The 19,103-nt window shown below is 67.9% G+C and carries 19 protein-coding genes; 9 read left to right on the forward strand and 10 right to left on the reverse strand.

Translation table 11 applies throughout. The annotated features are described in order from the left end of the window. Positions 1 to 82: 82 nt before the first annotated feature. Both RZA67_RS12415 and RZA67_RS12420 read right to left on the reverse strand, forming a co-directional pair. Positions 83 to 652 (reverse strand): TlpA disulfide reductase family protein, encoded by a 570-nt coding sequence (locus tag RZA67_RS12415; RefSeq protein WP_317213035.1) that lies wholly within the window; start codon positions 650 to 652, stop codon positions 83 to 85. Then, positions 649 to 1,923 carry a YihY family inner membrane protein gene (locus RZA67_RS12420; protein WP_317213036.1) on the reverse strand — a complete coding sequence of 425 codons (1,275 nt, stop codon included), beginning with the start codon at positions 1,921 to 1,923 and terminating at the stop codon, positions 649 to 651. The genes RZA67_RS12415 and RZA67_RS12420 overlap by 4 nt, the downstream gene beginning before the upstream one ends. A gap of 77 nt (positions 1,924 to 2,000) precedes the next feature. On the opposite strand from RZA67_RS12420, the gene wrbA reads away from it, so the two are divergent. From wrbA to RZA67_RS12435, 3 genes are all read left to right on the forward strand, one after another. Then, positions 2,001 to 2,594 carry an NAD(P)H:quinone oxidoreductase gene (wrbA, locus tag RZA67_RS12425; protein WP_317213037.1) on the forward strand — a complete coding sequence of 198 codons (594 nt, stop codon included), beginning with the start codon at positions 2,001 to 2,003 and terminating at the stop codon, positions 2,592 to 2,594. Beyond that, complete coding sequence (locus tag RZA67_RS12430) at positions 2,591 to 2,932, forward strand: DUF2069 domain-containing protein (protein WP_317213038.1); 342 nt, start codon at positions 2,591 to 2,593, stop codon at positions 2,930 to 2,932. Before wrbA ends, RZA67_RS12430 begins: the two co-directional genes overlap by 4 nt. 118 nt (positions 2,933 to 3,050) lie before the next feature. Beyond that, positions 3,051 to 3,536: an asparaginase domain-containing protein gene (locus RZA67_RS12435; RefSeq protein WP_317214009.1), complete on the forward strand. Its 486-nt coding sequence runs from the start codon at positions 3,051 to 3,053 to the stop codon at positions 3,534 to 3,536. A gap of 77 nt (positions 3,537 to 3,613) precedes the next feature. Here the strand turns inward: RZA67_RS12435 and RZA67_RS12440 are convergent, their stop codons facing one another. From RZA67_RS12440 to sufT, 3 genes are all read right to left on the reverse strand, one after another. Further along, on the reverse strand, positions 3,614 to 5,320 hold the full coding sequence (locus RZA67_RS12440; RefSeq protein WP_317213039.1) for a S8 family peptidase: 1,707 nt from the start codon (positions 5,318 to 5,320) through the stop codon (positions 3,614 to 3,616). 319 nt (positions 5,321 to 5,639) lie between these two features. After that, entirely contained in the window at positions 5,640 to 6,734 is a 1,095-nt protein-coding gene (locus RZA67_RS12445) for a branched-chain amino acid aminotransferase (RefSeq protein WP_317213040.1), read from the reverse strand. A gap of 79 nt (positions 6,735 to 6,813) precedes the next feature. Beyond that, positions 6,814 to 7,365 carry a putative Fe-S cluster assembly protein SufT gene (sufT, locus tag RZA67_RS12450; protein WP_317213041.1) on the reverse strand — a complete coding sequence of 184 codons (552 nt, stop codon included), beginning with the start codon at positions 7,363 to 7,365 and terminating at the stop codon, positions 6,814 to 6,816. 119 nt (positions 7,366 to 7,484) lie between these two features. Between sufT and RZA67_RS12455 the strand changes: the two genes are divergently transcribed. Further along, entirely contained in the window at positions 7,485 to 7,904 is a 420-nt protein-coding gene (locus RZA67_RS12455; RefSeq protein WP_317213042.1) for a hypothetical protein, read from the forward strand. A 118-nt stretch (positions 7,905 to 8,022) separates the two neighbouring features. On the opposite strand, the gene RZA67_RS12460 is transcribed toward RZA67_RS12455, so the two are convergent. From RZA67_RS12460 to RZA67_RS12475, 4 genes are all read right to left on the reverse strand, one after another. After that, a complete protein-coding gene (locus RZA67_RS12460) occupies positions 8,023 to 9,483 on the reverse strand; it encodes an NAD(P)(+) transhydrogenase (Re/Si-specific) subunit beta (RefSeq protein ID WP_317213043.1) in 1,461 nt (486 codons plus the stop codon). Beyond that, entirely contained in the window at positions 9,480 to 9,809 is a 330-nt protein-coding gene (locus RZA67_RS12465; protein WP_317213044.1) for an NAD(P) transhydrogenase subunit alpha, read from the reverse strand. Before RZA67_RS12465 ends, RZA67_RS12460 begins: the two co-directional genes overlap by 4 nt. Positions 9,810 to 9,885: 76 nt before the next feature. Then, positions 9,886 to 10,974, reverse strand: a complete 1,089-nt coding sequence (locus RZA67_RS12470; RefSeq protein ID WP_317213045.1) for an NAD(P) transhydrogenase subunit alpha — start codon at positions 10,972 to 10,974, stop codon at positions 9,886 to 9,888. 76 nt (positions 10,975 to 11,050) lie between these two features. Next, a complete protein-coding gene (locus RZA67_RS12475) occupies positions 11,051 to 13,342 on the reverse strand; it encodes a DUF1631 domain-containing protein (RefSeq protein WP_317213046.1) in 2,292 nt (763 codons plus the stop codon). Positions 13,343 to 13,744: 402 nt separating this feature from the next. Here RZA67_RS12475 and RZA67_RS12480 point away from each other — a divergent pair, with 402 nt between their 5' ends. From RZA67_RS12480 to RZA67_RS12495, 4 genes are read left to right on the forward strand one after another with little or no spacing between them, the layout of a single operon-like run. Then, positions 13,745 to 14,326: a nitroreductase gene (locus RZA67_RS12480; RefSeq protein ID WP_317213047.1), complete on the forward strand. Its 582-nt coding sequence runs from the start codon at positions 13,745 to 13,747 to the stop codon at positions 14,324 to 14,326. Between the two features lie 23 nt (positions 14,327 to 14,349). Next, positions 14,350 to 15,312, forward strand: coding sequence for a 5'-3' exonuclease H3TH domain-containing protein (locus RZA67_RS12485; RefSeq protein ID WP_317214010.1), 963 nt, complete (start codon positions 14,350 to 14,352; stop codon positions 15,310 to 15,312). Further along, on the forward strand, positions 15,293 to 15,847 hold the full coding sequence (locus RZA67_RS12490) for an NUDIX hydrolase (protein WP_317213048.1): 555 nt from the start codon (positions 15,293 to 15,295) through the stop codon (positions 15,845 to 15,847). The genes RZA67_RS12485 and RZA67_RS12490 overlap by 20 nt, the downstream gene beginning before the upstream one ends. Continuing rightward, entirely contained in the window at positions 15,840 to 16,631 is a 792-nt protein-coding gene (locus RZA67_RS12495) for an N-formylglutamate amidohydrolase (RefSeq protein WP_317213049.1), read from the forward strand. The genes RZA67_RS12490 and RZA67_RS12495 overlap by 8 nt, the downstream gene beginning before the upstream one ends. Before the next feature lie 19 nt (positions 16,632 to 16,650). On the opposite strand, the gene RZA67_RS12500 is transcribed toward RZA67_RS12495, so the two are convergent. After that, positions 16,651 to 18,051 carry an MFS transporter gene (locus tag RZA67_RS12500; RefSeq protein ID WP_317213050.1) on the reverse strand — a complete coding sequence of 467 codons (1,401 nt, stop codon included), beginning with the start codon at positions 18,049 to 18,051 and terminating at the stop codon, positions 16,651 to 16,653. Positions 18,052 to 18,159: 108 nt separating this feature from the next. Here RZA67_RS12500 and RZA67_RS12505 point away from each other — a divergent pair, with 108 nt between their 5' ends. Beyond that, on the forward strand, positions 18,160 to 19,047 hold the full coding sequence (locus RZA67_RS12505; RefSeq protein WP_317213051.1) for a LysR family transcriptional regulator: 888 nt from the start codon (positions 18,160 to 18,162) through the stop codon (positions 19,045 to 19,047). Positions 19,048 to 19,103 lie beyond the last annotated feature (56 nt).

Genomic DNA, 19,103 nt, shown 5'->3' on the forward strand with positions numbered 1-19,103 from the left:
AGGGCCAGCAGCGGTAGAGCCGACCCCACGGTCGGCTCCGCGCGCAGCGCCGCCGGTGGCACGACCGAAGAGCGCGCCCGTCTTATCTGGCCGCGATCTGCGCTTCGATCTCGGCGGCGGTCACCGGGCCCAGGAAGGTGTGTGCCACCTTGCCTTGCGGGTCGATCAGGTAGGTCAGCGGCAGGCCGCGCGGGGTCGCAAAGTCAGCTGGCGGGTCGTAAGGGTCGACGATGATGATCGGGTAGGTCACCGGCCGCTCGGCCAGAAATGCCTTCATCTCGTCCGGCTCGATCTCTTCGTAGGCCAGCCCCACCACCTCGATCGGGTCACGCAACGCGTGCAGCGCCGACAGTTCCGGCATTTCCTTGCGGCACGGCGCGCACCAGGTGGCCCAGAAGTTCACCACCACCCATTTGCCCCGGTGCGCGGCCAGGTCGTAGTCACTGCCATCGAGCGCCTTCATCTTCAGTGTCGGCTGCTCGGCCGTCACCTTCTCCGCCGTACCCTGGTCGCTGGTGGGCGCGTCCGCAGGCGCCGTGCCGGTTGCTGCGGCGGGGCCCGCCGGGTCAGCCGGGCTGGTGGTCGGCTCAGGCTTGCTGCAGGCCGCAAGCAGCAGGCTGGCCACCAGCAACAGGGGAACGGAACGCTTCATCGGGTGTCTCCAGTAGACGGGTAGATATCACTGACGCGACGCTTGAGCCGGTCACGCAGCGGCAGACGCAGCTCATCCAGAGCCGCCAGTGCGGCCTTGCCCAGGCTGTCTTCGTGGCAGGGCAGATACTGCTCGGCCACCGGAATACGCAGCTGAGTGCATTCGTAGAGGTCGGCCAGGCTGACCTTGTCCAGGTCGCGGGCCAGCAGCCATTCGCCACGCTCGTCACGGCGCAGCAGCGCGATGCGCTCCAGATCACAGGTCAACTCATGCAGCAGCGAGTCGGTCAGCAGCGGCTCCAACTGCAGGATCTCATCATCATCGAGCCCCTTGCCCTGGGCCCGCGCCTGCTGGAAACGGCCAAGCAGACGCAGCAGCCCGTAGAACTCGAAACCTGAGGGCAGACGCAGGTCGGCCGGCTGATAGCGGAAGGCTGCCATCGACGAGGCCAGCGAAGCCCCCAAAAGGACCGATATCCAGCACAGGTAGATCCACAGCAGCAGAATCGGTACGAACGCCACGGTGCCGTAGAGCTTCTGGTAGGACTGGAAACTGCCCAGGTAGGCGCCGATGCCCCACTTCACCAGCTCCAGCATCACCGCAGCCAGAATGGCACCGGGAATGGCGTGGCGCCATTTCACCGTGTGGTGCGGCACCACGCGGTACACCAGCGTGATGCAGACGAACTCGATCAATACCGGCGCCAACCGCAGTGACAGGTCAGCCAGCCAGCGCCCCTCCTGGGTGCCGAACAGTGGCAGCGCCAGCACGCGTGCGGACACCGCCAGCGAGGCGGCCGCGAGCATCGCGCCCAAGGTCAGCACGGTCCAGTAGACCAGGAAGCGGGTCAGTTTGGGCCGGCTGGAAGCCACGCGCCATATCTGGTTGAAGGTCTCTTCCACGCTGTTGAGGGTGATCAGCAGCGAGATGACCAAGGCAATGAAGCCGGCGGCGGTCAGCTGCCCGGCACTGGCACTGAACTGCCGCAGGTAGCCTTCGGCAGCGCGCGCGGCATTGGGCACGAAGTTGGAGAACACATAGTCGCTGAGCTGGTCGCTCCAGCGGTCGAACACCGGGAACGCCGAGAGCACACCGAACACCACGATGGCCAGCGGCACCAGCGCGAACACGGTGGTGTAGGCCAACGCCGCCGCCGCCTGGAACAGCCGGTCGTCGAGGAAGCGACGCCAGAGGAAGCGGCCGAAACTGGTGACCCGCGCCCGGTCGCGGGCGCGCTCCATCCACAGATTGAGCGTATTCAATGGTTCCATCGGCGAAAGGGTACCCGATGCGCAATCTGCGCAGGATAGCCATACTGATGTCCCCTGGATGAAAAGACCTGCACGCGATGGCCGAGATTCTGGTGCTTTACTACAGCCGCGGCGGCTCGGTGGCCCGCCTGGCGCGCCAGATCGCCCGTGGTATCGGCGAGGTGCCGGGCATGAGTGCGCGGCTGCGCACGGTGCCGCCGGTTGCCGCCGTCACCCAGGCGGCGCAGCCGCCGGTTCCCGACGAAGGCGCACCTTACGTCACCGCGCAGGATCTGGCCGACTGTGCCGGACTGCTGCTGGGCAGCCCGACGCGCTTCGGCAACATGGCCGCGCCGATGAAGCATTTCCTTGATGGTCTGGGCGCCGAGTGGGCCAGCGGCACCCTGGCAGGCAAACCGGCGGGTGTGTTCACCTCGACCGCGTCGATGCACGGCGGGCAGGAGGCGACCTTGTTGAGCATGCAGTTGCCGCTGCTGCACCACGGCTGCCTGATTGTCGGCATTCCCTTCACCGAACCGGCGCTGAGCCATACCACCAGCGGTGGCACCCCCTACGGTGCCAGCCATGTATCGGGTGCCGCCGACGATCCGCAGCCGAGCGAAGACGAAACCGTGCTCGCCCGCGCGCTGGGCCGGCGCGTGGCTGACATCGCCCAGCGACTGGCCCGATGAGCACACGCCGGCGGCATACCACGTTGATGCTGGCACTGATGGCGCTGGCCGCGCTGTATGCCGGCTGGTTCATCAACGACCGTCACTGGCTGGCGACCCAGCTGGTTTTCACTGTCCCGCCACTGGCATTGGCCATCGCGCTGCGGCTGGGCTGGCACAAGGCGGCATTCTGGTCAGGCGTGCTGGCGCTGGCCTGGTTCAGCCATGGGGTGATGAGCGCATGGACCCATCCTGGCACGCGCATGCTGGCGCTGCTGGAGGTTGGTCTGGCGCTGCTGGTGATCCTGTGCGTGAGCCTGCCCGGCCTGCGCGCGCGCTTTGCCCGGCGCAGGCACTGACGACCCACCGCCCAGCGCCGTATCATCTGCGCAGGTGGCGGGTGCAGCCTGGCCCGCCCGTTTTCTGCCCCGTTTCGCGTCCGTACCGCTACAAGCAGGTTTCTCGACAATGCACATGATGGAAGAGCTCCTGATCGTCACCACCGGTGGCACGATCGACAAGATCTACTTCGACGACAAGTCGGACTATCAGATCGGTGATCCACAGATCGGCATGATCCTGCGCGAGCTGGGCGTGACGTTCCGCTTCAACGTCATTCCGATCCTGCGCAAGGACTCGCTGCACATCAGCGACGAGGACCGCGAACTGATCCGCGCCACCATTGCAGCGCAGCCGACCCGGCATGTGCTGGTCACGCACGGCACCGATTCGATGGTGCAGACCGGCAAGGTACTGTCCACCATCGCCGACAAGACCATCGTGATGACCGGCGCGCTCAGCCCGGCCCGGTTCCGCGGCTCGGACGCCGAGTTCAACATCGGTTGCGCGATCGGCGCCGTGCAGTCGCTGCCCTCGGGCGTCTACATCGCGATGAACGGACGCATCTGGAACCCCGAACAGGTGCGCAAGAACGTGGCCGCCAACCGCTTCGAACCTGCCTGACGCCCAGCGGATCTCATCGTGCAGGAGCGATCCTTCGCCCCTGCACGTCGGCATGGCGCGCGCCATGCCCTGGTGCATCAACGTACGCTGGCCGTCAGGCTGACGCCGGAAAATGCCGTGGTGCCTCTGACACGTACGTGCCAGATGCCGAAGTCCGGGAACAGCCGGATGCAGCTTTTGCTGGTTCCGGTGCCCTTCGGCCTGCAGTTGAACTCGGTATCGGTCGGCGCCAGCTCGTAACGGGTAGCAAGATCGACATCGCCGTAGCCGCCACCCATCACGATGCTGAGCTGCTGCATGCCTGCCGGCACTTTGAAGGTGAAGGCAAACGTCTGGCCAGCTCCACCCTGCAGAGAGACCGGCACGCCCGGCTGCAGCTCGGTCGCACCGGGTTCCGGCGACGGATCCGGGTCCGGCTCGCTGCCCCCGCCCTGCGCCTTCACCACCGCCGCATACGCATCGACGATGCCTGCCCCGCAGCCGCCGGTGCAGGCGCCGGGCAGCGGCCGTGCGGTGTCTTTCAGAACCCCGGCCACAGCGGCCGGTGACAGCGGCCTGGGCGCGGCCGACTGGATCAACGCAACGACCCCGGCCACGTGCGGGGATGCCATCGAGGTGCCGCTCATTGCAGCGTAGCTCGGCGATGCGGGACGCTGCGTGCCGCTGTTATGGGTAGACAGGATATTCGTCCCGGGCGCGGACACCGTGATGCCCTGCCCGTAGTTGGAGAAGCCGGCACGACTTCCCGCTTCGGTTGTCGCCGCCACGGCGATGACCCCCGGGCAGTTGGCCGGCGTGAAGCGGCTCACCTCCATGTTGGAGTTGCCCGCAGCCACCACCACGGTCGCGCCATTGGCGGTGGCCATCGACACCGCGCGCCGGTACAGACTGTCACAGGTGCCCTGCCGACCCAGCGAAAGATTGATGACCTTGGCCGGGGTACGGTTTTCGGGCAGGCCTGCCAACGGCACGCCGGCCGCCCACACGATCGCATCGGCAATGTCGGAACCGAAGCCGCCGCCACGACCGAGCACCCGCACTGGCTGGATTTTCGCCTTGAACGCAGTACCGGCGCCCCCGGCGCCATTGCCGGTGACTGCGGCAACGGTGCCAGCGACATGCGTGCCGTGCCAGCTGGACCCCCTCCAACCTTCATGGTCGCCTTCATCGGACGGATCGGGGTCGCGCCCATCACCGTCGCCCGCCATCGAGCCGCTGCTGATGAAGTCGTACCCCGGCACCACGTTGGCATCCAGGTCGGGGTGACGCGTGATGCCGGTGTCCAGAACGGCCACCACGACGCCCTCACCGGCAGCCTTGTCCCAGGCCTTGCGGATGTTCATCGCCCCCGGACCGTTGCCGAAGCCCCACTGCTCGCCCAGCCGCGGATCGTCCGGTACCAGCGTCGGCTGCATCAACAGGTCCGGTGCGGCGAACTCGATCTCCGGTCCCGACGCCAGCGCGCGCAGCAACATTCCCGCTTCACTCTGGTCCAGTCCGCGGTCTGCACGCACCACCCATGCACCGAGTGCCGTCTGCCGCACCACCTGCAGCCGCAGTGAAGGGTCGCCCAGCGTCGACACCGCCGCCTGCAGCCGGTCCGGAAGCTGGGTGGAGGCACGCATCGCGCCGGGCTGGTAGCTGACGATGAACTGCTGGTGTTCCTGTTGTGCCGCCAGACCGGCCAGTTCTGCGGTGCCTGCCTGGGCCAACGGTGCCAGACCAAGGCTTATCGCCGTGCACAGCGTGCGCAGACGAGCGTTGGCGTTGATTGCAAGAATCATTGGGGTAATCTCCAGATGTGGACGTGTCCGCTCCCGCGGTTGCGCGCTGTACGCGGCCAGGCTTGCTGGCAGGGAGCGCTCTGCCCGCCCGCGTTGGGCTTGGGCTTGGGCAGCGCGGCATGGTCGCAACCAGTCGCCACCGTCACTATCGGGAAAACGGCAGGCCCGGCCCGGGAAACCTTCCTTTCTGTCACGATCTGCAAGTGGGCTCCCACCCTGCAGCTGATCCTGCGCACGCGTCTTCCAAAAAAAAACCCGCCACGAAGGCGGGTCTCTCTGCTGCGCGCACCCCGGTCGATAGGGCGCGTGCGGCGGTGGCTCAGTACAGGCGCACCAGCCAGCCATGGCGGTCGGGTGCACGGCCGTACTGGATGTCGGTCAGCTCCTTGCGCAGCGACAGGGTCACTTCGCCGGCCGGTGCGTTGATGTCACCTACCGAGAAGCCCTCGCCCTTGAGCTGGCCGATCGGGGTCACCACCGCGGCGGTACCGCAGGCGAACACCTCGGTGATCTCACCGGATGCCACACCGTCCTTCCACTCGTCGATGCTGACCTGGCGCTCGACCACATTCATGCCACGATCGCGCGCCAGCTGCAGGATGCTTTCGCGAGTGATGCCCTCCAGAATACTGCCCGACAGCGCCGGGGTGACCAGGGTGCCATCCTTGTAGACCAGGAACACATTCATGCCACCCAGCTCTTCCAGGTAGCGGCCCTCCACCGGATCGAGGAACAGGACCTGCGAGCAGCCCTGGGCCTGCGCTTTCTGCTGTGGCAGCAGCGAGGCCGCATAGTTGCCCCCGCACTTGGCGGCACCGGTACCGCCCTTGGCAGCGCGCGCATATTCGGTGGACAGCCAGATCGACACCGGCGCAACGCCCTTTGCGAAATAGGGACCGGCCGGGCTGGCGATCACGTAGTAGCCGGCCTTGTGCGCGCCACGCACGCCGAGGAAGGCCTCATCGCCGATCATGAACGGACGGAAATACAGGCTCGACTCTTCCGCCGACGGGACCCAGTCGTGGTCCAGCGCGACCAGCTGCCTGAGCGACTCGACGAAGATATCCACTGGCAGCTCCGGCAGCGCCAGACGCTGGGCCGAACGCTGAAGACGGCGGCCGTTGGCCTCCGGCCGGAAGGTCCAGACCGAACCATCGGCATGGCGGTAGGCCTTGATGCCCTCGAAGATTTCCTGGCCGTAGTGCAGGACGGCGGCGGCCGGGTCCAGCTGCAGCGGGCCGTAGGCACGCACGTTGGCGTTGTGCCAACCCGCATCCTTGTCCCAGCGCACTTCCACCATGTGGTCGGTGAAATGCAGGCCGAAGCCGGGCTTTTCCAGGATGCTGGCCCGTTCCTGCGCGCTGCGCGGATGATCGGACGGAGTGACGGCGAAGCTGGGGTTGGACTGGGACACCGGTGTGATCCTGTTCTGGGTTGCGAGGGTTGCAGGAGGCGCGGTGGGGGGCGCGCTGGAGCGTAAGGCGTGCCGGGGTTCAGAGCATGCCGGTCTCGAGGCGCGCGGCCTCGGACATCATGTGCCGACCCCACGGCGGGTCGAACACCAGCTCGACGTCGGCCTCGGCCACGGTCGGGATGATTTCCAGCTTGCTGCGCACGTCATCGACAAGAATCTCGCCCATGCCACAGCCGGGTGCGGTCAGGGTCATCTTGACCTCGACCTCGCGGCGACCATCGTCGAGGTGCTTCAGGTCGACTTCGTAGACCAGACCCAGGTCGACGATGTTGAACGGAATCTCCGGGTCGAAGCAGGTCCGCAGCTGCTGCCACACCAGCTGCTCGACCTGCTCATCGCTGGCGTCAGCGGGCAGTTCGAGCGGCGCCGGTGCCTCCTTGCCGATGGCATCACCATCTTTGCCGGCGATGCGGAACAGGTTGCCTTCGACGAATACGGTATAGCTGCCACCCAGCGCCTGGGTGATGTAGCCATAGCTGCCGGCGGGCAGGGTCACCGTTTCGCCCTGCGGGACCATGACGGCCTCACAGTCGCGTTCGAAGTGGACAGGTTCACTGCTGCGGGAATACATGGGACTCGATATGGGGGCCGCGACGGGACGCGCAAGCGGCTATTTTAGCCCAGCGCGCCCGGAGCCGCCCGTGCACTGCGGCAAACCACAGTATCCTGTGGGTGAACCAAGGAGTCCGAATGCGCCCCACCTCCGTACCTGCCAGAACCCTGATTTGGCTGTGGCCCCTGATGCTGGCACTGGGCGCTGTCACCGCTCTGCTTGCCTGGGTCTTCCTGGCGCTGCTCACCGGACGCCAGCTTGGCTGGATGGCCGTGCTGGTCGCATTGGAACTGTTGTTCATGCTGCGTCTGGGAACGCTGCGGGGCGGCCCCTTGCGCGTGGTGCTGGTCAGCGCGGGGACGGTACTGATCACCCTGCTGGCCTGGTGGAGCATCGCCAGCGCCTGGCTGGGCGGCTCGATGGGGCTGGCGCCGTGGGAGTCCGCACTGCGCATGGGACCGCATCTGGCCTGGACGCTGGTATCGCTGGCCAACAGCCCGATGGACTGGATCTGGCTGGGCGTTGCGACCGTGCTTGGAGCCTGGCTGGCGCGCTGAGCGCAGCCGTCCTGTTTTCCGAGACCAGCTGCCGACCGTCAGGTCCGGCCGAAGCGCAGCCGGGCAACGCCCGGCCACCGGCAGGTGCCGGCATTGCCGGCGGCGGGTTCATACGGCATCAGTGACCGCCCTCCAGAGCCTTCAGTTCGCTCACCAGCGCACCGGCGGCGTCGGCGCCGTCGGCATAAAGCATGCGGGTGTTGTCCGCGTAGAACAGCGCATTCTCGATGCCGGCAAAACCGGTTCCCCGCCCGCGCTTGATCACCACGACATTGCGGGCGTTCACCACGTCCAGCACCGGCATGCCATGGATGGGACTGGCCGGATCGGTGCGCGCGGCGGGGTTGACCACATCGTTGGCGCCGATCACCAGCACCACGTCGGTGGTGGCGAACGCAGGATTGATGTCGTCCATGTCCGCGATCAGGTCATACGGCACCCCGGCCTCGGCCAGAAGCACGTTCATGTGCCCCGGCATGCGCCCGGCCACTGGATGGATCGCGAAGGCCACTTTGACCCCCCGCGCGAGCAGGCGCTGGGCCAGTTCCCAGATCCGGTGCTGGGCCTGCGCCACCGCCATGCCATAGCCCGGCACCACCACCACGCGCTCGGCGTAGGCCATCATCGCGGCCACGTCGGCCGCATCGATCGGCTTCTGCGACCCGGTGATCGCCTGCGCCTGGCCGCCTGCCCCGCCGCCGAAGTTGGAGAACAACACGTTGCGCACCGGTCGGTTCATCGCCTTTGCCATCAACCGCGTCAGCAGGATGCCGGCAGCGCCGACCATCATGCCGGCGATGATCAGCGCTTCGTTGCCCAGCACATAGCCTTCAAAGGACACTGCCAACCCGGTAAACGCGTTGTACAGCGAAATCACCACCGGCATGTCGGCGCCGCCGATCGGCAGGGTCATCAGCACGCCAAGAGCCAGCGCCAGCGCGAAGAACGCAATGATCGCCGCATGCGACAGCGTGGTGGCGGCGACGATGCCGAGGACCACTACCGCTGCGGCGACCAGCAGGTTGAGCGCCTGCTGGCCGGGCCAGGTGATCCGCCTGTCCAGACGCCCATCGAGCTTGGCCCAGGCGATCACCGAGCCCGACAGGGACACCGCGCCGATCGCTGCGCCGACCACCGCCAGCGCCAGCACGGTTGCCGAGGGCTGCCGCGCTGCCAGGTCGGCCAGCGCCTGCTCGCTCCAATGCCGCGTGTCACGGTGCGCCAGGAAGGCATAACGCAACAGCTCGACCGCACCGATCGCGGCCGCCGAGCCACCGCCCATGCCGTTGTACAGGGCGACCATCTGCGGCATGTCGGTGACCGCGACCCTGCCCGCCGACCACCACGCCAGCCCCGCACCGAGCACCAGCGCCACCAGGATCAGCGGCACGTTGTGCAGCTCGGGCAGCAGGAAGGTCGCCAGCGTGGCCAGCAGCATGCCTGCCCCCGCCCAGCGGATGCCGCTGCGGGCAGTGAGCGGTGAGGCCATGCGCTGCAGCCCCAGCAGGAACAATGTGGCAGCCCCCAGATAGCTGGCCTTGACCAGCCAGTCGAGCAGCGCAGCGGTGCTGATGTTCATGGCTGCGACTCCCCGGGTTGCGGTTCCGGCGAGGCCGGCGGCTTCGGCGCGCTGGGTCTGAACATCTCCAGCATGCGTGCGGTCACTACGTAACCGCCTACTGCGTTGCCTGCGCCCAGCACCACAGCGACGAAGCCAAGCACCTTTTCCAGCGGTGTCTGCGCATGGCCGAGCACCACCATCGCCCCGATCAGGACGATGCCGTGGATGAAGTTCGACCCGGACATCAGAGGCGTATGCAGGATCACCGGCACCCGCGCGATGATGACGTGGCCGGCGATGGCCGCCAGCATGAAGATGTACAGCGCTACGAATCCGTCACTCACCGGCAACGCTCCTGCTCTGTCTTCGTGGATGCATCTTAACCAGCCCGGCACGCGATGCGCCGCTCTTCACTTCCGCTCAGGTCTCGGCGGCTGCAGGCTGCCAGCGCGTGCGAGCCAGCAGTTCGTCTTCCCAGTCGAACGCGATGGCGCCATCGCGCAGGAACAACGCGGTGAAATTGAGCAGATTGCGCGCGTACATCTCGCTGGCCTGGGTCGCGCCCAGGCTGGCCAGATCCACGGGGCCGTCGATGACCACACCGGCATGCTCGATGCACTGGCCGGGCCGGGTGAGCGCACAGTTGCCCCCGCTCTCTGCAGCCAGGTCGATGATCACGCTGCCAGCGGCCATGCCTTCCACCATCGCGGCGGTCACCAGAGTGGGTGCCTGTCGGCCGGGCACCGCTGCCGTGCAGATCACCACATCCACGCCGCGCAGATGGGCAGCCAGACGTGCCTGCTGCGCACTGCGCTCCTGATCGGTCAGCGCGCGCGCATAGCCACCCTCGCCGGCCGCGCTCACGCCCAGGTCGAGAAAGCGCGCGCCCAGCGACTGGATCTGTTCGCGGGTTTCCGGCCGGACGTCGAAGCCCTCTACCTGCGCACCGAGCCGACGCGCGGTGGCGATCGCCTGCAGACCGGCGACGCCGGCGCCCATCACCAGCACCCTGGCCGGTCGCACTGTCCCGGCGGCGGTGGTCAGCATCGGGAAAAAGCGCGGCGCCCGCGTAGCGGCGATCAAGGTGGCCTTGTAGCCGGCCATGCCGGCCTGCGAACTGAGCACGTCCATCGCCTGCGCGCGGGTGGTGCGCGGCAGCTGCTGCAGTGGAAACACCTGCAGTGTCTGCGCCAGCGCAGCGAGGGCGGCATCGGCCTCCGGCCGCAGCAGGCCGATCACACTGGCGCCCGGCTTGAGCCGGGCCAGCTGCGCTGCCGCAGGCGCCTGCACGCACAGCAGCACATCGACCTCGGCCCAGCGGCTGTCCTCACAGGGCAGCGCGCCAGCCTCCAGATAGGCCTGGTCGGCAAAGCCAGCCTGCTGGCCGGCCCCCGCCTCGAACCACACGGTGGCGCCCAGCGCGACCAGTTTCCGGCTCGTCTCCGGGGTCAGCGCGACGCGGCGCTCACCTGGTGCAGTCTCCTTTACTCCCAGCAACGCCACGGCCATGTGCTTGTCCGTCGTTCGGTGTGGGTCCGATCTTAGCGCTGCGGCCGCGCCGATGGCAGCCGTGGCGTGCCATCGCTCAGTGCAGGGTGCTGTTGCCCGGGTCCAGCCGGTCGATGACGCCCTGCATGGCGCTGTCGAAGGCGCCGTCGTCAACGTGCGGCCGCAGCCGTCCCAACCGCACCATCACCGCCAGTTCTTCGGGCGAAGCCACGCAGAAGCGCACGCCGCGGCGGTTGACGAACAGCAGACGCGAGGAGATCGGGCTGATCCACGACAGCTTGCCTGCCTGCACCTTGCCGTCCTTGTCGACAAAGTCCAGCCAGCTGCCGATCTCCATGCGCGCAAAACGCTCTGCCTCGCCATTGTCGAAGTCCTCCTGGCGCACGGTCGCACCCAGTTCCACCGGTGGCAGCTCCTGTGCGGGCGGCGCTGGCAGCGCCACCTGTGGCAGCTCCGGCAGATCGCGCTGCAGTTCCGGCCGCGATTCGGCGATGCCCTGCAGCGTGTCGTGCAGTGCATCGATGGCGCGGCTGGCGGCATCACCGTGCACACCGACGCTGGCGAACACGCGGGTCAGGCCGACCTGCCAGGCCTGCAACCACGGCTTGCCGACAATATGGCGGCGCGCCTGCGCCACCTCGTCGAGCATGCCGTCGGCCAACGCGAGTGCCTCGCTTACCGACGCTCCGTCCTCACCCTCACGCAGCAGGGCCAGGGTCAGGTGATGCTGCCAGGGCTGGCGCAGGAACTCGGCCACCGCGGCCGGAAGGGTGGCATCGGCGATGCGCCGGTCGAGCTCGGCGCCGGCGCGCTTGCGGGCCATTTCCAGTTTTTCCTGCCCACGCTGCGTTTCGGCCGCACGGCGTTCGGCGATCTCGATGCGCCGGCGGTGCTGGACCAGAAAATCGCGGAACTCTTCTTCGAGCGTGAGGAAGATGGCCAGGTTTTCGTTGAACTCTGCCACCAGACGGTCGATGACCTCCTCGACCTTGCCCATCAGCACGCGCTCGGCCTGGCTCTCGCCGGTGTTGCCCTCGCAGGCTTCGGCCAATGAATTGAGCAGCTTGCGTGCGGGGTGGGTCTTCTGCACGAACATCCGGCGGTCCAGCAGGGCAACCTTGACGAACGGCACCACCAGGCGGCCGATCAGCTCGCGCGAGCGCCCTTCCAGTTCGCGCTCGTCGAGCATCACATCAAACAGCATGCCCACCAGGTCGATCGCATCCTCGTCCTGCGGGTCGAGCCGCGCCTGGCTCGGGTCAACGCCCAGCCGTGTCGCGCCTGAAAGCACTTCGCTCTTCAGTCGCTGCGCCAGCGATTCGCCGTCCTCGCCGATGGCTGCACGCAGCGTGGCACTCGGCGTGGCCTGCAGCAGCGACAGGACCGACATCATTTCGCGCTGGCTCAACGGCCGCTGCTGCCCCACCGCCACCTGCGCGGCCGAGGTGACATCCTCACGCGCGTTGCGGGTCTGTCGCAGCAGCTCGTGCAGGGCATCGAGCAGCATGCCCTGCTCACCGCCGCTGTGCGCCGGTTCGGCGCCATGCTGCAACTGACCACGCTGCTGCGCCCAACGCTCGGTGAAACGCTGCGCCCAGGCCGGCGACGACGACGGTCCGGGCTGTTCGAATTCTTCTTCCTGCGGCTGGCCCTGCGCGTCCAGCTCGCGCGGCGGCGGCGGTGGCGGCCGCGAGGGCGTGGGACGGCGCGGCGCCGACATCTGCGGCATCACGCCGGCCTTGGCCAGCTGCTCGTCCAGCCCCTCGTAGATCTTGCTGATCGGGCCGGCCAGGTCACGCTCGCACAGCTTGATCACCAGCAGACGCACTTCCGGCGCCATCTCGCAGGTGGCAAAGCCAGCGTGCAGGGCCACGCCCAGATGCTCCGGACTGATCGGGTTGGTGTCCGCATCCAACGGCAGGTTGCCGCCGATCCAGCCCAACCGCCGGTCCAATCGCGACAGCACGGCCTTGCAATCACGCAGCAGCACCGACGCGAACTGGCGTACAGCCAGCCGTGATTCGAGCTCGTGCTCAGACAACAGGCTCAGCCCGTCCTCAACCTGGCCGGACAGCGTGGCCTCGGCCGAGAGCGGCACAGCGGCCTCCAGTGCCTGCCAGGCGTGCTGCAGGTGCGCAGTGAACCCTTCGCCGATCTGCTCCCTGCGACGGCGCAGCTCGCGCATGCCATCCAGAAACAGCAGCTGCGACGCGCCGGCGGTGGCGGCGCGATCGAAAAGCACATCGTCAAACCGTGCCAGCACGGTTGCAAACGCCTGCGCCAGCGCGGGCAGGACGCCCTCGCGCGCGCGCATCAGCAAGGACAGGTCACGTCCCGGCAATCCCTGTGGATCGGACGCAGTCACCATGCGTGAAGGCTCCCCGCCTTCGCAGACACTCGAAGCTTGATTGATGGCACGACAACAAACGCCTCCCCAGCGCCTGTGTATCGATCGTAAACCGACCGGAACCCAACGGACAGTGAAACAGTCCTCACTTCCAAACCTCGAAACCGGTCGTCCGGCAAGGCTCGTATCCTAAGGCCTGCGGGGCCTGCAGTGCGAGTAGCTGCGCCACTGCACGTGCAGGGAGGGGCTGGATGATCATCACACTTCTGCAGGCATTGAAGGAGGCAATGGCGGGCCGGGCCGCGGCCGGTCGACTATAGCGGGACCATCGTGAGCATCCGTTCAGCCCCAGCGGCGGCCGGGCCCGACCGGTGCGGGCACTGCGCCTATACTGCACTACCCTTGTTGCTTCCCGGCCGCCGCATGCCAGACCCCGCCGCCCTGCTCGCCCTTGATGCCCGCCGCTCGGTGCCGTCGCGCCAGCTCGGCGAACCCGGTCCCGACGCCGCCACCCTGCTGCGCATGCTCACCTCGGCGGTCCGCGTACCGGACCATGGCAAGCGTGTGCCGTTCCGCTTCCTGACCCTCCGTGGCGACGCCCGGCACCGCTTCGGCGAGTTCCTGGCCGAACGCGCGCAGCAGCGCGAGCCCGGCATCTCCCAGGCGCAGCTGGACAAGGACCGCCAGCGCTTTTCCCATGCACCGCTGGTAGTCACCGTGGTGGCCAGCCTGCGTCCTGACCCGAAGGTGCCCGAGCAGGAGCAGCTGATGACCGCCGGCTGCGTGTGCTTTGCGCTGCTGCAGGCCGCGCAGGCGCTGGGTTTCGGTGCCCAGTGGCTGACCGCCTGGATGGCCTTCGACCCGGCGGTGCATGCCCACCTGGGCCTGGCCGCAGGCGAACAGATTGCCGGCTTCATCCATATCGGCACGCCCCGCACGGTCGTGCCGGAGCGCGAGCGACCCGACCCGGCTGCCCTGCTGCAGGACTGGAACGGCCCGCTGTGAGTGCACTGCCGCCGTTGCAGCCGATGACACGCCGTCCGCCGCCGCCGCTGTACCTGGTGGATGCCAGCATCTACGTGTTCCGGGCCTGGCATTCACTGCCCGACCAGTTCCAGGACGCCCAGGGTTGGCCGACCAACGCCGTGCACGGCTTTGCCCGGTTCCTGCTGGAACTGCTGGAGCGCGAGCGTCCGCAGCACATCGCCATCGCCTTCGACGAAGCCCTCGACAGCGGCTATCGGCACCGCCTGTATCCGGCCTACAAGGCCAACCGCGAGCCGGCACCGGAAGCCCTGCGCCGCCAGTTCATCCACTGCAAGGCCCTGTGCGCCGCGCTTGGCCTGACCGTGCTCGCCCACCATGACTACGAGGCCGACGACCTGATCGGCAGCGCCCTGCATCACCACCGTGCCGCCGGCTACCGCGGCGTCATCGTGTCGGCCGACAAGGACCTGTCCCAGCTGCTGTCCACCCATGACGAGCAGTGGGACTACGCACGCAACCAACGCTGGGGCATGGACGGAGTCAAGGCCCGCCACGGCGTGCATGCGCACCAGATCGCCGATTACCTGGCCCTGTGTGGCGATGCAGTGGACAACATACCCGGCATCAGCGGCGTGGGCTGCAAATCGGCGGCGATCCTGCTGGCCCACTTCGGCAGCATGGACGCGCTGTATGCGCGCCTGGACGAAGTGCCCTTCCTGCGTCTGCGTGGCGCGGCACAGATGGCCGTACGCCTGCGCGAGCAGCGCGAGCATGCCCAGCTGTGGCGGGAGCTGACCACGATCGCACTGGATGCACCGCTGGATGGCGCGCCCATCACCCGCGGCGCGGTTGACGCCCAGCTGCTCGACGGCCTGTGCCAGACGTTGCGCTTCGGCCCGCTGACCCGGCGACGGCTGTTCGCCGCAGCCGGCCTGGACGATGCCGTGCCCTCGCCGTCTTCTTCCTCCCTGTCAGCGAGCCCTCATGAGCAAGCCCGTATCTGAAGCACCCCGCGTCGTCTTTGAAGGCAAGTACCAGCGCATGGTCGTGCGCGGCACCTGGGAGTACAGCGAGCGCACCCATGCCGGCGGCCTGGCCGCCATCATCATCGCGGTCACGCCGGACGATGAGGTGCTGTTCGTCGAACAGTTCCGCGTGCCCCTGCAGGCGCGCACCATCGAAATGCCCGCCGGTCTGGTCGGCGACATCAACACGGGCGAGTCGGTCGAAGCCTCGGCCATCCGCGAGCTGGAAGAAGAGACCGGCTGGACCGCCGCGCATGCCGAAGTGCTGATGACCGGCCCGACCTCCTCCGGTGCCAGCAGCGAGAAGATCGCCTTCGTGCTGGCCACAGACCTGCGCAGGGTCGGCGCGGGCGGCGGTGATGACAGCGAAGACATCACCGTGCACGCAATCCCACGCCGGCAGGCCGCGGCCTGGCTGGTACAGAAGATCGGCGAGGGCTACGAGCTGGATGCCAAGCTCTGGGCCGGCCTGTGGATGATCGAGCACCATCTGGATGGCACCCCGCGTGGCTGAGCGTGACCTGCCAGCACTGCTGGACAAGGACGATCCGGCGGTGTTCCGCGTCCACCAACCGCACGGGCGCTCGCCGTACGTGCTGCTGGCCGACCATGCCGGCCAGCGGATACCGCAGGCACTGGACGGCCTGGGCATCGCGCAGGCCGAGCGCGACCGGCATATCGGCTGGGACATCGGCATCGCCGGCACCACCCTGGCATTGGCCCACCAGCTCGATGCATGGGCCATCGAGCAGACCTACTCGCGGCTGGTCATCGACTGCAACCGGCCACTGGCCTCGCCCACGCTGATTCCTGCCGTGAGCGACCACACGCCGATTCCCGGCAACACCGGCTTGACCGCCGCGCAGCGTCAGCAGCGCATCGACGCCATCCACACCCCTTACCATCAGCGCATCGCCGCCGAACTCGATGCACGCGCGGCCGCCGCGCGACCGACCCTGCTGGTGATGATGCACAGCTTCACCCCACAGATGAACGGTCACCCGCGGCCCTGGCATGCCGGCGTGCTGTATCACCGCGACACCCGCTTTGCTGCCCTGCTGCTGCAGGCGCTGGCCGATGAAGGCGACCTGGTGGTCGGCGACAACCAGCCCTACTCGGTGTCCAGCAGCAGCGACTATGCGGTACCCGTGCATGGCGAAGGACGCGGCCTGGTGCACGTGGAGCTGGAAATCCGCCAGGATCTGATCGCCGATGCCGCCGGCCAGCAGGCCTGGGCCGAACGCTTGGCACGCATTTTCACCCGGCTGCAGCCGGACCTGCTGGCGCTGACCACGTAGTGCCGGGCTCTGCCCGGCATCAGCCACAGGACGAGGCGACCGTGCTGCTCCGTCGCAGGCTGAGTGCGATGAGCACACCGAGCACTGCGAACACGGCCGCGCCGTACTGCGCATGGACCATGCCCTGCAGGGCCGGTGCGCTATCGGCCGGGGCGCTGCCGCGTGCGGCATTGGCCACCATCACCAGCACCGCCAGCCCCAGCGCGGCGCCGATCTGCTGCGCGGTGGCAGCCATGCCAGACGCCACCCCCTGCTGCGCGGCCGGTACACCCTGCCCGGCGACAATCCACATCGCCGTCCAGCTCATGCCCTGTCCCAGGCTGAGCACCATGATGCCGGGCACCAGCGGCCAGTACTCGGCCCCCTGCGGCAGGGCCATCGCAACGGCTGCGATGCCCAGCGCACCGGCGCCGAAGCCCAGGACAAGCACGTGGCGCAGCGAGCGTGTGGCCAGCATCCGTTCGGCCACACCGATGCCGAGGGTGCACACCACGGTGGGCAGCAGGAAGGCCAGGCCCGCCTGCATCGGGTTCCAGCCGTAGCCGTCCTGGAAGTACAGCGCCAGAAAGTAGTACTGCACACCGAAGCTGCTCATGAACGCAAAGGTCAGCCCCAGCGCTGCACGTAGGCCGGACAGACGCAGCAGGGCAAACTGCATCAGCGGGTCGGCGCTGCGTGTTTCGATCCGCACGAACGCGGCCAGCAGCAGCATCGCCAGCAGCAGGCAGCCCAGGGTGGCCGGCGCCAGCCAGCCCCACTCCGGGCCCTGCACGAACGCGGTGACCAGCAGGCTGGCGCCGCCGGTCACGGCCAGGCACCCGGCCAGATCAAAGCGCCGGCCGCGCAGGCGCGGGCCATCGGCGGGCAGCCATGCCCCGGCCCCCAGCGCACACGCACCGGCCAGCGGCACGATCACCGCCAGCACCGCCTGCCAGCCCAGCGTCTGGGTCAAAACGCCGCCCAGCAGCGTGCCCAGCGCCAGGCCCGCCGCGCTGGCCATGCTCCAGATGGCCAGCGCGCGATTGCGTGCGGGGCCTTCGGCATAAAGCGTGTTGATCAGCGACAGCGTGGCGGGGAACAGCAGCGCCGCGCCGATACCCTGCGCGGCGCGGGCCAACACCAGCAGGCCGGCGTGCGGGGCCAGCGCCCCGAGCAGCGACGCCAGCGCGAAGACCAGCATTCCGGCCCGGTAGACACGCCTGCGGCCCAGCAGGTCGGCGGCGCGACCGCCCAGCAGCAGACAACCGCCGAAGGCCACGGTGTAGGCGCTGACCACCCACTGCAGCTGCTGCGCGTTGATCTGCAGCGCGCGGCCCATCTCGTGCAGGGCGACAAAAATGATCGTGGAGTCGAGCGCGATGATCAGCTGGGCAGTGGCCAGCAGCGTCAGGGCCAGACGGGGAAAGCGGAGCGATGACATGCGGAACATCCGGTGCAGCGTGGGGAGCGCAGTCTCATTGATGCACTGGCGCATTTGAAGCCCCTTGCCGTGAGATCTGTCATGCTCATATGCATGAGTAGCCCTGCAATGGACCTTAACGCCGTGCGCATGCTGGTGCAGGTGGCCAAGGCGCGCAGCTTCACCCGTGCGGCAGCGCAGCTCGGGGTCAGTCAACCCGGGCTGTCACGCGCCATCAGCCGGCTCGAATCCGGACTCGGTGTGCGCCTGTTGCAGCGGAACACCCGCAATGTTGCGTTGACCGCAGACGGCCGTCAGTTTGTCGAGCAGGTGGCGCCGTTGCTGGCCGGGCTTGAAGATGCCGAGCGGCAGCTGGCTGACCGGCCCGCCATGCCGTCAGGCACGCTGCGTATCAGCGCGCCCTCCCTGTTCGGGCGCAAGGTACTGGTGCCCCTGCTGGGCGGACTGATGCAGCGCCATCCCCAGCTGCAGGTCGACGCCGTGCTCAGTGACCGCGTGGTCGACCTGGTCGAAGAAGGGTTTGATGCGGCGCTGCGCACCGGGACGCCAAGCGATGTGCGCATGATCGCGCGACCATTGCGGCCCCTGCGCTGGGTCACCGTTGCAGCGCCCGGCTATCTGCAGCGCCACGGTATACCGGCCACGCCCGCCGCGCTGGCCACCCACACCTGCCTGGCGATGCGCAACCTGCGCAGCGGACGACTGGTGGACTGGGAGTTCGTCGGCGCCGATGGCGCGCAGCAGGATTACACGCCAACGGCACGGATGGTGTTCGACAGCGGTGATCCGCTGGTGGAAGCGGCGCTGGCGGGTATCGGCATCGTCCAGGTGATGGAGTTCGCCGTGCGTGACGCGTTGGCCGACGGCCGCCTGCAGCGCGTGCTGCAGAACTGCGAGGGCCGCGAGCGCGCCTTCTCGCTGCTCTACCCACCTGCGCGCCAGCGTTCGCCCAAGCTGCAGGCGCTGGCCGACACCCTGCTGGCCGGCGACTGGTAGGCAGCCTGCCATGTCTGCTCTGGCAGGTGACGACCGTTGGTCGTCACGCTTCGGCT

Origin of the sequence: Stenotrophomonas sp. C3(2023), from assembly GCF_032911385.1 — a bacterium.
Classification (GTDB): Bacteria; Pseudomonadota; Gammaproteobacteria; order Xanthomonadales; family Xanthomonadaceae; genus Stenotrophomonas.

Excerpts from the sequence above, each read along its gene's own strand:
- RZA67_RS12415 (WP_317213035.1), bottom strand. The coding sequence starts at position 652 with ATGAAGCGTTCCGTTCCCCTGTTGCTGGTGGCCAGCCTGCTGCTTGCG.
- RZA67_RS12420 (WP_317213036.1), bottom strand. The coding sequence starts at position 1,923 with ATGGAACCATTGAATACGCTCAATCTGTGGATGGAGCGCGCCCGCGAC.
- wrbA (WP_317213037.1), top strand. The coding sequence starts at position 2,001 with ATGGCCGAGATTCTGGTGCTTTACTACAGCCGCGGCGGCTCGGTGGCC.
- RZA67_RS12430 (WP_317213038.1), top strand. The coding sequence starts at position 2,591 with ATGAGCACACGCCGGCGGCATACCACGTTGATGCTGGCACTGATGGCG.
- RZA67_RS12435 (WP_317214009.1), top strand. The coding sequence starts at position 3,051 with ATGGAAGAGCTCCTGATCGTCACCACCGGTGGCACGATCGACAAGATC.
- RZA67_RS12440 (WP_317213039.1), bottom strand. The coding sequence starts at position 5,320 with ATGATTCTTGCAATCAACGCCAACGCTCGTCTGCGCACGCTGTGCACG.
- sufT (WP_317213041.1), bottom strand. The coding sequence starts at position 7,365 with ATGTATTCCCGCAGCAGTGAACCTGTCCACTTCGAACGCGACTGTGAG.
- RZA67_RS12455 (WP_317213042.1), top strand. The coding sequence starts at position 7,485 with ATGCGCCCCACCTCCGTACCTGCCAGAACCCTGATTTGGCTGTGGCCC.
- RZA67_RS12460 (WP_317213043.1), bottom strand. The coding sequence starts at position 9,483 with ATGAACATCAGCACCGCTGCGCTGCTCGACTGGCTGGTCAAGGCCAGC.
- RZA67_RS12470 (WP_317213045.1), bottom strand. The coding sequence starts at position 10,974 with ATGGCCGTGGCGTTGCTGGGAGTAAAGGAGACTGCACCAGGTGAGCGC.
- RZA67_RS12475 (WP_317213046.1), bottom strand. The coding sequence starts at position 13,342 with ATGGTGACTGCGTCCGATCCACAGGGATTGCCGGGACGTGACCTGTCC.
- RZA67_RS12480 (WP_317213047.1), top strand. The coding sequence starts at position 13,745 with ATGCCAGACCCCGCCGCCCTGCTCGCCCTTGATGCCCGCCGCTCGGTG.
- RZA67_RS12485 (WP_317214010.1), top strand. The coding sequence starts at position 14,350 with ATGACACGCCGTCCGCCGCCGCCGCTGTACCTGGTGGATGCCAGCATC.
- RZA67_RS12490 (WP_317213048.1), top strand. The coding sequence starts at position 15,293 with ATGAGCAAGCCCGTATCTGAAGCACCCCGCGTCGTCTTTGAAGGCAAG.
- RZA67_RS12500 (WP_317213050.1), bottom strand. The coding sequence starts at position 18,051 with ATGTCATCGCTCCGCTTTCCCCGTCTGGCCCTGACGCTGCTGGCCACT.
- RZA67_RS12505 (WP_317213051.1), top strand. The coding sequence starts at position 18,160 with ATGGACCTTAACGCCGTGCGCATGCTGGTGCAGGTGGCCAAGGCGCGC.